Origin of the sequence: Lentilactobacillus curieae, assembly GCF_000785105.2 — a bacterium.
In the GTDB taxonomy this organism is placed as follows: Bacteria; Bacillota; Bacilli; order Lactobacillales; family Lactobacillaceae; genus Lentilactobacillus; species Lentilactobacillus curieae.
Map to the genome: position 1 here is coordinate 1,420,968 of NZ_CP018906.1, position 12,356 is coordinate 1,433,323.

At 40.5% G+C, this 12,356-nt stretch carries 13 protein-coding genes and 1 tRNA gene; 5 read left to right on the forward strand and 9 right to left on the reverse strand.

Features of this window, described 5'->3' with window-relative positions:
• Positions 1 to 48: 48 nt before the first annotated feature.
• Positions 49 to 1,401 carry a gluconate:H+ symporter gene (locus PL11_RS06860; RefSeq protein ID WP_035168270.1) on the reverse strand — a complete coding sequence of 451 codons (1,353 nt, stop codon included), beginning with the start codon at positions 1,399 to 1,401 and terminating at the stop codon, positions 49 to 51.
• A gap of 39 nt (positions 1,402 to 1,440) precedes the next feature.
• Complete coding sequence (gene gntK / locus PL11_RS06865; protein ID WP_035168272.1) at positions 1,441 to 3,003, reverse strand: gluconokinase; 1,563 nt, start codon at positions 3,001 to 3,003, stop codon at positions 1,441 to 1,443.
• 281 nt (positions 3,004 to 3,284) lie between these two features.
• Here gntK and PL11_RS06870 point away from each other — a divergent pair, with 281 nt between their 5' ends.
• Positions 3,285 to 4,130: a MurR/RpiR family transcriptional regulator gene (locus PL11_RS06870; protein ID WP_035168274.1), complete on the forward strand. Its 846-nt coding sequence runs from the start codon at positions 3,285 to 3,287 to the stop codon at positions 4,128 to 4,130.
• 26 nt (positions 4,131 to 4,156) lie between these two features.
• Positions 4,157 to 4,930 (forward strand): GH25 family lysozyme, encoded by a 774-nt coding sequence (locus PL11_RS06875; RefSeq protein WP_035168276.1) that lies wholly within the window; start codon positions 4,157 to 4,159, stop codon positions 4,928 to 4,930.
• On the opposite strand, the gene PL11_RS06880 is transcribed toward PL11_RS06875, so the two are convergent.
• Positions 4,927 to 5,259, reverse strand: a complete 333-nt coding sequence (locus PL11_RS06880; protein WP_052127835.1) for a DUF4828 domain-containing protein — start codon at positions 5,257 to 5,259, stop codon at positions 4,927 to 4,929. The two genes, PL11_RS06875 and PL11_RS06880, sit on opposite strands and share 4 nt — an antisense overlap.
• 140 nt (positions 5,260 to 5,399) lie before the next feature.
• Here PL11_RS06880 and PL11_RS06885 point away from each other — a divergent pair, with 140 nt between their 5' ends.
• From PL11_RS06885 to PL11_RS06895, 3 genes are all read left to right on the forward strand, one after another.
• Positions 5,400 to 6,401, forward strand: a complete 1,002-nt coding sequence (locus PL11_RS06885) for a Gfo/Idh/MocA family protein (protein ID WP_035168278.1) — start codon at positions 5,400 to 5,402, stop codon at positions 6,399 to 6,401.
• A 13-nt stretch (positions 6,402 to 6,414) separates the two neighbouring features.
• Positions 6,415 to 7,719 (forward strand): DEAD/DEAH box helicase, encoded by a 1,305-nt coding sequence (locus tag PL11_RS06890; protein ID WP_035168280.1) that lies wholly within the window; start codon positions 6,415 to 6,417, stop codon positions 7,717 to 7,719.
• Positions 7,720 to 7,765: 46 nt separating this feature from the next.
• Positions 7,766 to 7,838: transfer RNA gene (locus PL11_RS06895), tRNA-Arg, on the forward strand.
• A 62-nt stretch (positions 7,839 to 7,900) separates the two neighbouring features.
• On the opposite strand, the gene PL11_RS06900 is transcribed toward PL11_RS06895, so the two are convergent.
• From PL11_RS06900 to PL11_RS06920, 6 genes are all read right to left on the reverse strand, one after another.
• Entirely contained in the window at positions 7,901 to 8,527 is a 627-nt protein-coding gene (locus tag PL11_RS06900; protein WP_035168282.1) for a GyrI-like domain-containing protein, read from the reverse strand.
• 12 nt (positions 8,528 to 8,539) lie between these two features.
• A complete protein-coding gene (locus tag PL11_RS06905) occupies positions 8,540 to 9,025 on the reverse strand; it encodes a DNA-3-methyladenine glycosylase I (RefSeq protein WP_035168284.1) in 486 nt (161 codons plus the stop codon).
• Between the two features lie 534 nt (positions 9,026 to 9,559).
• Positions 9,560 to 9,697 carry a hypothetical protein gene (locus tag PL11_RS10385; protein ID WP_191982054.1) on the reverse strand — a complete coding sequence of 46 codons (138 nt, stop codon included), beginning with the start codon at positions 9,695 to 9,697 and terminating at the stop codon, positions 9,560 to 9,562.
• On the reverse strand, positions 9,698 to 10,123 hold the full coding sequence (locus PL11_RS06910) for a GtrA family protein (protein WP_035168286.1): 426 nt from the start codon (positions 10,121 to 10,123) through the stop codon (positions 9,698 to 9,700).
• A gap of 3 nt (positions 10,124 to 10,126) precedes the next feature.
• Positions 10,127 to 11,074 (reverse strand): glycosyltransferase family 2 protein, encoded by a 948-nt coding sequence (locus PL11_RS06915; RefSeq protein WP_035168288.1) that lies wholly within the window; start codon positions 11,072 to 11,074, stop codon positions 10,127 to 10,129.
• A 19-nt stretch (positions 11,075 to 11,093) separates the two neighbouring features.
• Positions 11,094 to 12,329: an aminopeptidase gene (locus PL11_RS06920; protein ID WP_035168413.1), complete on the reverse strand. Its 1,236-nt coding sequence runs from the start codon at positions 12,327 to 12,329 to the stop codon at positions 11,094 to 11,096.
• Positions 12,330 to 12,356 lie beyond the last annotated feature (27 nt).

Genomic DNA, 12,356 nt, shown 5'->3' on the forward strand with positions numbered 1-12,356 from the left:
AGCCTCTAAGAGCATTGCTCTTAGAGGCTTTTACTGTATTAATCTGAATTACATCACGAGACTTAACAGCATAACCATGACGATACCAACGACCGAAATGATTGATTCAAGCACTGTCCAAGTTTGTAAAGTTTGTTTAACAGTTAAATCGAAATATTCTCTAAACATCCAGAAACCAGCATCGTTAACGTGTGATGCGGCAAGTGATCCAGCACCGATTGATAGTACCATCAATGCAGGGTTAACACCTGATTGTGCCATCAGTGGAGCAACAATTCCTGCGGCGGTTAATGACGCAACGGTTGCGGAACCAAGGGCGATACGAAGCACAACGGCAACTAACCAACCAAGTAATAATGGTGAAAGTGATGAGTGAATAAAGATCTTGGCAACTTCTTTACCAACACCACCATCAATAAGAACTTGTTTGAAGGCACCACCACCACCGATAACCAATAGCAACATAGCAATTGATTTAACGGCATTTTCAAGTGATTCCATAATTTGAGCAGTTGTCCGCTTACGGTTCCAACCCATTGTCCACATTGCGAAGAATAATGAAATTAACATCGCAATACTTGGTGAACCAATGAATTCGATAATTGAATCAACAGTAGATGGATTCTTAGGTGCTTGACCACCGTGAACTGTCATTGTGTAGATTGTAGTAATTGCTAACAAGATAACTGGGAATAAAGCAGTTAAAACAGAAATTCCAAATGAAGGAGCTTCATCTGGTGAGAATTGCTTAACTTCACCGATTGATGAAAGATTTCCCTTACGATCAAATGCTTCTGGAGCATATTTGCGGGCAAGTTTTGAGAACAATGGACCAGCAATGTATGCAGCTACAATGGCAATAATCAAACCAAATAGCAGAACGTGACCATCGTTAGCTCCTAAAACTTGAGCAATAGCAACTGGAGCGGGGTGAGGTGGTAAGAATCCGTGGGTAACAGATAAGGCTGCTGCCATTGGAATTCCTAAATAAAGAATTGGTACACCGGCATCAAGGGCAATCGCGAATACGATTGGCACTAACAGAACCATCCCAACTTCGAAGAAGAGGGCGATACCCAAGATAAATGAGGCAACCATGATTGCTAGTTGAAGACGAGTTTTACCAAAACGTTGGATCATGGTTTCGGCGATGATATAGGCACCACCGGAATCAGACACCAGCCTTCCAAGCATGGCACCAAAACCAAACACCATTGAAAGCTCACCTAACTGGCTTCCAATACCGTTAGAAACTGACTCGGCAATATTTGCCATTGGCATTCCTAACATGATAGCTGTAACTACTGCTGTTAAGACCAAAGAAACGAATGTGTTGATCTTAAACCTAATGATCAGAACTAGTAAGAAGATAATTCCGATAACTAATGCGATTAATTTCATTTTCTTTCCCCTTTCAAATAAATGGTATCTTGACTTTAATTAGGCGTTACTTTCGCTTCCGCCATCTGGGTTTTCATGCCGACGCTGGAAATCAGCAATGTTCTTGTACTCAGGTTGAAGTGAACGACTTAATCGAATGTAAATAGGAACTAATTCGCGGTAAGCGGTAAAGTTCGCTGCGTCTGGATGATGTACATTTGTTGTCCCCACAAATTTTGAAACATCACTCAAACTATCGATTAAGCCAAGGCTGTACATTCCAAGGGTTGCTGCACCAAGAGCGGTACTTTCAAAACTTTCTGGAATGGCAACGTCTTGCTCAAAGATGTCAGTGAGCATTTGGCGCCAAAGTTCTGAACGGGCGAAGCCACCACTAGCTTGGATACTAGTTGGTTTGCCGACAACTTCTTCAAGGGCGAGCATAACTGTGTATAAGTTATAAACAATTCCTTCCAAAGCAGCCCGAATCATGTGTGCACGGGTGTGAGTTCTGGTTAAACCAAAGAATGAACCACGGGCGTTAGCGTCCCAAATTGGGGCACGTTCGCCACCAAGGAATGGGAAGAAGAGCAATCCATCTGAACCTGCTGGAACCTTAGCTGCAATTTCAGTAAGTAAGTCATATGGATCAATCTTCATTTGTTCTGCGGTAACCTTTTCAGGGGCGCAAAGTTGATCACGAACCCAACGGAAGACAACTCCACCGTTGTTAACTGGTCCGCCAACAACCCACATATCCTTTGCAAGGTAGTAGCAGAATACTCGAGCCTTTGGATCAGTCTTTGGCTTGTCAGTTACAACCCGTACGGCACCTGAAGTACCAATGGTAACGGCAACGACGCCAGGCTTGATGGCGTTAACACCAAGGTTAGCTAATGGGCCATCTGAAGCACCAATGATAAATGGAGTATCAGCAGAGATACCAAGTACCTTAGCGTACTCTTCATGGATACCCTTTAATTGGTAGGTAGTATCAACTAATTCAGGAAGTTGATCAGCGGTTACACCGGCAACTTTAAGGGCTTCTTCATCCCAATCCATGTTGAAGATGTTGAAAAGACCAGTTGCGTTGGCAATTGAGTAATCTTCCTTTAATACACCAAACAATTTGTGGATAATGTATTCCTTAATTCCAACGAAATAACTAGCTTGCTTAAACAATTCCGGTTTGTCATTTCTGAGCCAGATTAGTTTAGTAAGTGGTGTCATTGGGTGGATAGGAGTACCGGTGTGTTGGTAAATCTCCATTCCTTTATCACTGTTCTTCAACTCATCAGCGTAGTGAACAGCACGGTTGTCACCCCAAGTAATGGCACGGGTAAGCGGCTTGTAATTATCGTCCAATAAAATCAAGCTGTGCATAGCACATGAGAATGAAACTCCTTTAAGTTCACCCTCCGCCAGGTTTGCTTTTCTAAGAACCTCAGTAATTCCGTCTGACATTGCAGAAAAAATTTCTTCAGGATCTTCTTCGGCCATATCTGGCGTGTCTTGGTAAAGAGGGTACCCATTATTTGAGTAACCACTAACTTTCCCCTCTGTATCAAAAAGAACGGTCTTTACACTAGTCGTTCCAATGTCTACTCCCAGAGTGTAATCCATAAAAATAACTTCCTTTCTTAAAGTCAAAAAGAGCGGTATCCGTATCGAAATAAAATAACTTAGATGATAGAATATAAATGTTATTCGCAAATAAGACCATTACCAAATACGGGTACCGCTTTCAAATTAAAATTTAGCATGTTGCAAACTCTAGGACAACTATAATGCCTTATGAGTTTTATTAGTTGCTACAATAGATTATATGGAAAAAAATTTCACAAAGCAACCTTTTTGTTGTAAAATATTTACAACGACAACGAAATAATTAAGGGGTGAAACTAGTGAGTACACCAGTACAGTTATTAAAACAGTATTTTGACGATTTAAGCAGAACCAACAAGAAGATTGCCAGATATGTCATAGACAATCCACAAGATGCCTCTGAAGCAAACATTGAGGAACTTGCTGAAAAAACAAACACATCAACGGCATCAGTTTCAAGGCTGGTGAAAACGCTTGGTTACAATAATTTTAGGGAATTCACACTGTCGCTTGCGTACACCCAGCTTCGACCACAAAATCTTCCTATATTTAAGGATATTGACGCAAATGATACTTTAGATGTAATTGCAGACAAGACGTTTAACAGTTCACAGAGAGCCTTACAGGACACGAGAGCAGGTATAGAGGAAGCGGATTTTGCTAGAAGTGTTTTGAGAATTATTAATTGTGATCGACTTGGATTCTTTGGTTTAGGTGGCTCAGCCGTTGCTGCTTTGGACGGTTACCATAAGTTTTTGAGAACCTCAATTGACTGTTTTTACCATCCGGACTTTGACGTGCAATTGATGCAAGCGGTAAAATTAGACCAAGACGATTGTGCAATTGTTATTTCTCATTCCGGTAAAAACCGCCAGACGTTAAAATTATTGGAAACGTTGAAGGGTAATGGGGTAACTGTTATTGGAATTACTAGTTACATTGATTCCCCATTAGCACTTCACAGTGACATTACGTTTATTTCATCTAGTGATGAAGCTAATTACCGTTCTGAAGGAATGTACTCATTGATTGCGCAAATGACGATTATTGATACTCTCTTTATGATGGCAACAGTTAGAATGGGACCAGCGACTGAAGAAACAATTCGCAACGTGCAGGGAATCATCGAGAGTACCAGAAATTAAATCTGAAGCTTTAGGATGATGCTTAAATGAAAAGACAAGACATTCAACCGATTTATAAACGAGCGAATAAGAATCGCAAGCTCTTTTTCCGGTGGAGTCTTGTCTTTTTGATTGTCTTGGTTATCGTGGGTGGTGGCTACACAATATATCATTTTCACCGTGAACAATTATTGAAACAGTACCCAGTTCGAGGGGTCTCCGTCAGCCAAACTGATGGTTACATTGATTTTGAGCAACTAAAAAATGACGACTATAAGTTTGTGTATTTAAAGGCGTCACAAGGATCAGTGTATACAGATGACAGTTTTAGTAATAATTTTCAAAGGAGCCAAGGATCTCAGCTACCAATTGGGGTATACCATGTGTTTTCATTCAGCAGTTCACCAGCATCCCAATTTAGAAACTTTGTCCGTCAGGTAGGTTATGACACTGGAAGCCTACCCATCGGAATTGATGTGCAACCTTATGGTACATACAACAAAGACACCCTGAACTACAAACGGGTGTCTAAAAATTTAAAGCTATTCATTTCTAAACTTCGAAATTACTATCAACGTCCAGTGGTGATTTGGACTGACAAGTCGATAATTTCTGGAATGGATATTCAAACCAACGACAACCAGCAGTTGTGGTTAAACGATGGCAAACTTGGCAAACCAAATTCGGACGCAACCTTTATTTTTGTTGATCCTAATGCTGCAGTAAAGATGGATAACCAAACAGCATTTCTAAACGAATCCGTGTTTAACGGAAACGAGAGCAAATGGCATCGATATCTTAATCAAATCTTGAGCCGCTAAGCTAGACTTAATTTATAAGTGGCGTTGTCTGATTCATCATAAAATTTTATCGGTTTGCCGGCATTAGTCTGGATTTCAATTTTATAGCCAAAGTTATCAACAAGAACCACTTCGTCCCGATCAGTTTTCTTAACCTGAACAGGGACCGAATGACGATCAATCTTGAGGTCAAACGCCGATTGGATTTCGAGGGTGTGTCTGTGAGAATTATTGTCAGTATAGTGATAAGTTCCTGGAAAAATGGGATTTTTGACTGAAGTTTTGTAAACATTGTTGTCCCGCTTTCTGAATAGTGACTGGAATGGTTTGATTAGTGAGTTGAACTTCAATAAGTTACCTCCAAAATAGAAAATACCTGATTACTTGAATTTTAGTTATTGTAACGAATAAATATGACGAGACTAATAACGAGAAATTTCAATCCTGTAAAAACCTTGTTACAATAAGTAAAGAAGAAAGGATGATTCGAATGATTAAACTTGGGGTTATTGGCACAAACTGGATTACCCAACAATTTGTTGAAGCGGTCCAAACATTAAAGGAGTACGACTTTACTAGTGTTTATTCTCGGAAAGTGGAGACTGCCGAAGAATTTGCTAGCAAAAACGGAGCAAGTAATACTTACACTGATTTGAAAGAATTCTTTTCAAGCGACAATTTTGACACGGTTTACATTGCCTCACCAAACAGCCTGCACTTTGACCAGGCAAAGCAAGCGATTGAGAATGGTAAGAATGTGATTGTTGAAAAGCCAGCGTTTGCTAACCAAAAACAAATGGCTGAATTTCAAACCTTACTTGCAAGTCATCCAGAAGTTAAGTTTTTTGAAGCTGCTAGAAATATCCACACAGCTAATTTCCATTCAATTGAAGACCAAATGGCAAAAATGGCTGGAATCTCTGGAGCAGAATTCACCTATTCTAAGTACTCGTCACGTTATGACAAAGTATTAGCAGGGGAAGAACCAAATGTATTCTCACTTAAGTTTGCTGGTGGGGCACTGCAAGACCTTGGTGTTTACACAGTGTACGACGCCGTAACTTTGTTTGGCCTACCAGAGGAAGTTGCCTACTTCCCTAAACTTGTTGCTACGGGAGTCGATGGCAAAGGAACTGCAATTTTAAAGTATTCCAAATTTGTGGTCACACTTAACTTTTCAAAAATGTCGAATTCACAGATGACATCTGAAATCGCCGGGTTAAAAGATTTTATTGAAATCGATGATGCTGGTGAGATTACCGAAGTTAGTTATCATGATGCCGACGGAAATCGCCAAGTAATTGGTAATTCAAACAAGGAAAACCCAATGATTGAAGAAGCAATTGACTTTGCTAAGGTCATTGATAATCCTGAAGATTCTGAAATGCAACGTTTATACAAGTATTGGAATCAATTAAGTATTAATGTAAATAAAGTATTGTTCAACCTTCGTCAGGACGCTAACATCGTGTTCGTTGACGAGGAGAAATAATGGGAGAATTTTATTGTTAGTTGAATTTGAAAAATTAAAAGAGCGACTGGGTTTTACGCAAACTACGGCTATTCAAAGAGCAGTTGCTGAGCCACTACGTGCTGGTAGAAGTGTTGTTGGAATCTCACCTACAGGTTCCGGCAAAACCGTTGCGTTTATGGAGCCATTGCTAGAAAGAATTGAAGGCGCTGATGGTGAGGTTAGCATGCTGGTTTTAGAACCATCCGCCGAATTAGCAATGCAAGTTTTCCGTGAAGTGTCTAAATGGGCAGATGAGATTGGACTATCAGCAATGTCAGCAATTGGTGGAGCCAACATCAGTCGCCAAATTGATAAGCTAAAGGAACACCCTGAAATCGTTGTTGGAACGGTTGGCCGAGTGTCTGAATTGATTGATAAGGGAAAGCTGACACTTCATGAGCTTGATTCAATGGTGATTGATGAAGCTGACAATCTGTTAAGTGAAGAAACTTTGGATCCCATTCGTGATATGGCGGATATGGCTCCCGATGATGTCACATTGGGATTGTTTTCAGCGACTAGAAATGATGTGTTAGACCACATTAATCGGTGGTTTACGCAAGACATTGAAATGATCGATGTTACCGATATTGATGACAGTATGGGGAAAATGACTCACGGATTTTTGACAGTTTCCAATATGAAGAAGCCATTGATGTTAGCTCGTTTATTGGCGATTCCCAACTTTAAAGCACTGGTGTTTTTCGATAAGGTAACTACTTTGCAGAAAACTTACAGTAATCTAACTCACAGAAATATTCGTGAGGTTGGCCGACTAACCAGCGAGCAAACTAAACTGGCTAGAAAAAATGCTTTACGTGATTTTCGGAAGGGTAAGATTCGGCTACTAATGGTTACTGATGTGGCAGCTCGCGGGATTGACGTGCCGGAATTACCGGCAGTGATTAACTATGAGTTGCCGAGAACTGACAAGACATACACTCATAGGTCTGGTCGGACTGCCCGGATGCATCATGATGGTCTAGTGCTGAGCATGGGAGATGATCATGATTTTCGTGATTTCAAGAAGTTGCTAAGTGATGACATTTCGCTGACTAAACTCTATTTTGACGAAAATAAATTAGTAACCAAACGTCCGGCTGATAAACCCAAGTCGGTTGGTGATAATCAAACCGTTGAAACTAAAGATAAAAAGTCAGTGGGCACCAAAATGGCCACTTCGACTAGAGAGACTAAAATGCCTCGAGAAGTAGCTGCACAACCATCTCAGAAGCGGAAAAAGAATAAGCACTCTAAGCGAAAAGGGATGCGTCATCGTCGCCAAGACAATAATTAACCTTTACAACCCCTACTAAAAATGAGAAAATTGTAGGAGTTGATTTGGCCTCATAGCACAACTGGATAGGGCACCCGCCTCCTAAGCGGTTGATCCCGGTTCGAGTCCGGGTGAGGTCATTACACAACTTCAATAGACAAAAAGGCAAGCAACGGAAATGTTGCTTGCCTTTTAATTTTTCCTAGTTAGTGATAATTGGTAAATTACCTTGTTCAACAGCAGGACTAATCTCTTGACGAACTAAGATGTCCCACGCATCTGGTGGTGTTGATAACGGGTTAGTTAGGTAAACTTCTCGATGACCAGGATCAATCATTTCCAAGTTATTCTTGGTAGTAAAGTCCGCTAATTTATCCCAGACGGGAGACACCGAGTTAAGTGGGCCATGATTAACTAATTGAACCTCGTAGCCTTCCTCTTCCCGAGTGAATTTAATTTGGTCAAGAATTTCTTTAGGGTACTTTGATTCTACAGATGTCTTGGCAATCGGTAATAGTTCAGGGATTGTAAAGTTAGGCTGCTTAATCATTAAGATAAAACTGCCATCCTGATTCCAATAACTATTCAACGGATACGGTTCATAGTTTCTAAACCAATCTAATTTGTTGCTTGTTGAGGCTGCTTGGCGAATCCCTTCTGCGAGGTCGTACATAGCAGAAACCACCAGTTTAAAGTGCTCATTGTTAATGTTGAATTCACCTTTGCCGTGATAGGTGATGTAATTCCGTTCGTTTAGGTGGACGATAGAAGGAGTTCCTGCTTTTGAGTATTCAGAAGATTCAACGATTCGGTAATCAAATTTATCCATTTTAATTGCCTCCTATGCTGTTGGCTTACGGTCGATGATGCCCATTCCCGTTAACAGTAGCCGGATTGTGGTTGGCCCTACAAAAGTAAAACCGCGCTTTTTCATATCCTTGGCAACTGTTGCTCCAAGTTCATCTTCGTCAACTTGGTCACTATTCATTGGATGAAATGACCAAAAGTAGTCAGCTAAATTTGAGAATTCAGGTTCTAACCTGCTTGCTGCTTTTGCATTTTGAAGGACCGCACGGATTTTGCGACCATTTTGAATCATTTGTTCATCACTTTCAATTTTCTCTAAGTCAACGTCATCGAATTGAGCCACTCGATAATAATCAAAATCAGCAAACAAACGTTTAAATACAGGGATTTTGGATGCTGCTACTTTCCAACTCATTCCCGGTTGAAAGACTGCTACAATTAAGAATTCAAATGCTTCACGGTTATCGTGGATTTTTGAACCAAATAACTGGTGGTATTCTTGAACGCCATTTTGTTCCATGTGATCCCTCCTTACGCATAGCAAGATAACACTTTCTGGTTGAACTGGGGTGAAATTTGCTTTGGCTACTTTTTTAGGAAATAAACTGTGGCAAATAAGAGGTTGGGACAAAGCAAAGATCAACGAAAAAAATGCTGTTATAATTTCACTTTTTGAAATTATAACGGCATCTTTTTCTTCTATTCAGATAGTTGCTACACGCAGTAACCATCAGGACTGAGAGCCTCAGGACAGTAAGCATCAGGAGTGAATCCCGCTACTCGCAGAATTCACTTACTGTTGCTCTTGTCGGGGCACTACGACTGAATCAAAGATTCATGTAGTGCTCCCTACTCCTGACTCTCAGTTACTGTTGGTCTGCAGTAAACATCAAGTTTGAATCCTGCTATTCGCAGAATTCAATACTTGTTGTTCTTGCTGGGGCGCTAAGACGAAATCAATGATTTCTGTAGCGCTCTCTGCGGGGTGGGACGACGAAAGCATCTTAGTATGCTTTCTGTCTCACTCCCTTAGACTCAATTAATTTAATTTGATCTACATTAGTACATTGGCAAACAATGCAAGCAAGGCAAGAAGCAATACAGAAAGCGCTAATAATTTATATCCGGTTGCCTTTGTTGCTTGTCCCATAGAAAACATTTCTCTTTCCTGACGAAGTTCGGTTCTCTTCATTTAGGATTCGCTTCCTTTCTTTTTGAAGACTGCCCATTTAGACCAGAAGTAGTTCACGATAACAACTACGACGTTAGCGATAATTTTAACTACGATTTCATTCCATTTTAACCCTGAAATCCCCAGAATCATAATTCCTTGTTCAATAAAGTACGAAGCAAATCGACCGAGGAAAAAGGAAGCCATCTCTTTGGCAACTTCTTTACGGGTTTCAGTGTATGAATGAAATACATAGACCTTATTTGAAATGTAAGCAAATAGCACACTGAGAAGCCAGGCAATGGTGTTGTTGATTAAATAGTTCCAGTCAGTTAGCCAGTGTAGCAGGGCGAAAACTAGAATATTCACCACGGTGGTCATGACTCCCCAAAATAGGTAATCGATGACCTGCTTTTGCTGTTTGTAGATTGATAACAGTTTTTTCATGTTTTAACGTCTTTCTTGAATGATGAATTTTGGGCGGTGCTTAGTTTCAAGATAAATTTTACTAATGTATTTACCAACAATTCCTAAACAAAATAGTTGAACTCCGCTTAAGAACAAGATTATTGAGACGATTGAAGCCCAACCGTTAACTGAACCACCGAAGAAAATGGCTCTGATGACAACAAAAACTAGTCCTAAAATCGATAAGAAACAGATTAAGCCACCAATGAAACTTGCTAGTTTTAAAGGTACATCTGAGAAGTCAACTAGTGCTTCGAGCGAGTAGTCAAATAATTGCCATATCGACCACGATGTTTCTCCAGCTGCGCGGGGAACTCCTTCATACTCTAGATACTTGGTTTTAAATCCGACCCACGAGAAAATTCCCTTAGAAAATCGGTTATATTCAGGCATTGATAAAACTGCGTCTACATAACGTCTCGTCATTAACCGATAATCCCGGACATTTTGTTTAATGGGCACCTTGGACATCTTGTTGATTACCTTATAGAAGGAAGCAGATAAGAATGCTCTAACTGGATTTTGACGCCGAGACTTTTGAACACAACCAACTACATCGTATTCGCTATCCTGTTGATCCAAAATATCGACCATTTCGATTAACAACTCAGGCGGATCTTGAAGATCCACATCCATAACAGCTACGAAGTCTCCATGAGCGTTTGATAGGCCTGCAGCAAATGCAGATTCCTTTCCAAAGTTTCTTGAAAAGGAAATGTAGTGAACTTCATCCGGGTGAGCGTCGTGCAACTTACGCATCACGTTTAATGTATTATCCGCAGAACCATCGTTAACAAATATGTAGTCAGGTTGGTACTGTTCTTCGTGGGTCTCGTTAAGTTTGGCAAAAACCTTTTCGGTTGTATCGTAAAATAAGTTGACCGTTGGTTCCTCATTGTAACAGGGAACGATCAAACTAATCGTCTTCAATTGTAAGTCCTCCAATATATTACTCTGTCCATTCACCGTTAGTCATGATACTGACTTCTTCACCATTAGCTTTGATACCGGTAATATTCATATCTGCCGAGCCAATCATGAAGTCAACGTGAATTTGTGAGTCGTTTAGCCCTAGACTAGCTAATTCCGTTCTAGTCTTCTTGGTTCCATCTTTAATGCTAAATGGATAACCTGACCCCAGGGCCATGTGGTCAGAAGCATTTTCATCAAACAGCGTGTTGTAAAAAATTGTTTTCATTTGAGAAATTGGTGAGCTTTCTGGAACTAATGCCACTTCCCCAAGTGAACTAGCACCTTCATCTGTATTGATTAAGTGTTTTAGTAACTCCTCACCACTGGAAGCCTGAGCAGAAATTACCCGGCCATCTTTAAACATCAATTTGATATCTTTTATTAATTGCCCATTATTACTGAGGGGTAACGTTGCCGACACAGTGCCATTTATCCTTCGTGAATCTGGCGCAGTGAACACCTCTTCAGTTGGAATGTTAGGAACAAAGAAGTTACCAGCTAAATCTGTTGATCCAGCACCTTCCCAAACGTGTCCCTTTGGTAGTCCGACAGTGATATCAGTTTTAGCAGACTGATAATGTAGTGAATCGAATTGTTGTTGATTTAGCCAGTCCGCACGATTGGAGAGGTCGCTAACGTGTTCCTTCCAAATCTTTTCAGGGTCGGGAGTATTAATTCTAGTGGCAGTAAAAATGGCCTGCCAAAGTTTTGCGACAGCCTTCTCAGAAGATAATTCTGGATAAAGCATCTTTGCCCAATCAGCACCCGCAGCGGCAACTACCAGCCAACTAATATCATTGTTCATTGTGGCTTTAGTAACGGGTTTCTTAACTTTTGAATAAGTTTTTTGGTATTGGTTAATTCTGGCGGGTTCAACCTCACTAAACACGTCAGGAGAATCTGAAAGAAGTGAGATTCTGCTAGCATGTTTATCCATTAATTCTTGGGCGGCAATCCGTTCAAATTCATAAGCCTCTTGTAGTCTAGTTTCTGAAGTGTGTTTCAAGAACTGACGTTGAATCTTTGAGTCGTTCCATTTAACGATTACTTCGTTAGCTTTGAGCTTGTACGCCCAGCTGCTGATGAGTTCAGCTAATCTTGCCTGAGAAACGTCAGCGTATAAAATAATTGTTTGGCCTGGTTGGACGTTTGCACCAACCTTTGTAATCAACTGTGCATACTGATCAAGTTGATCTGCGAATGTTTCTTCGATAAATATCACCCCAACGCTTGTTAATAT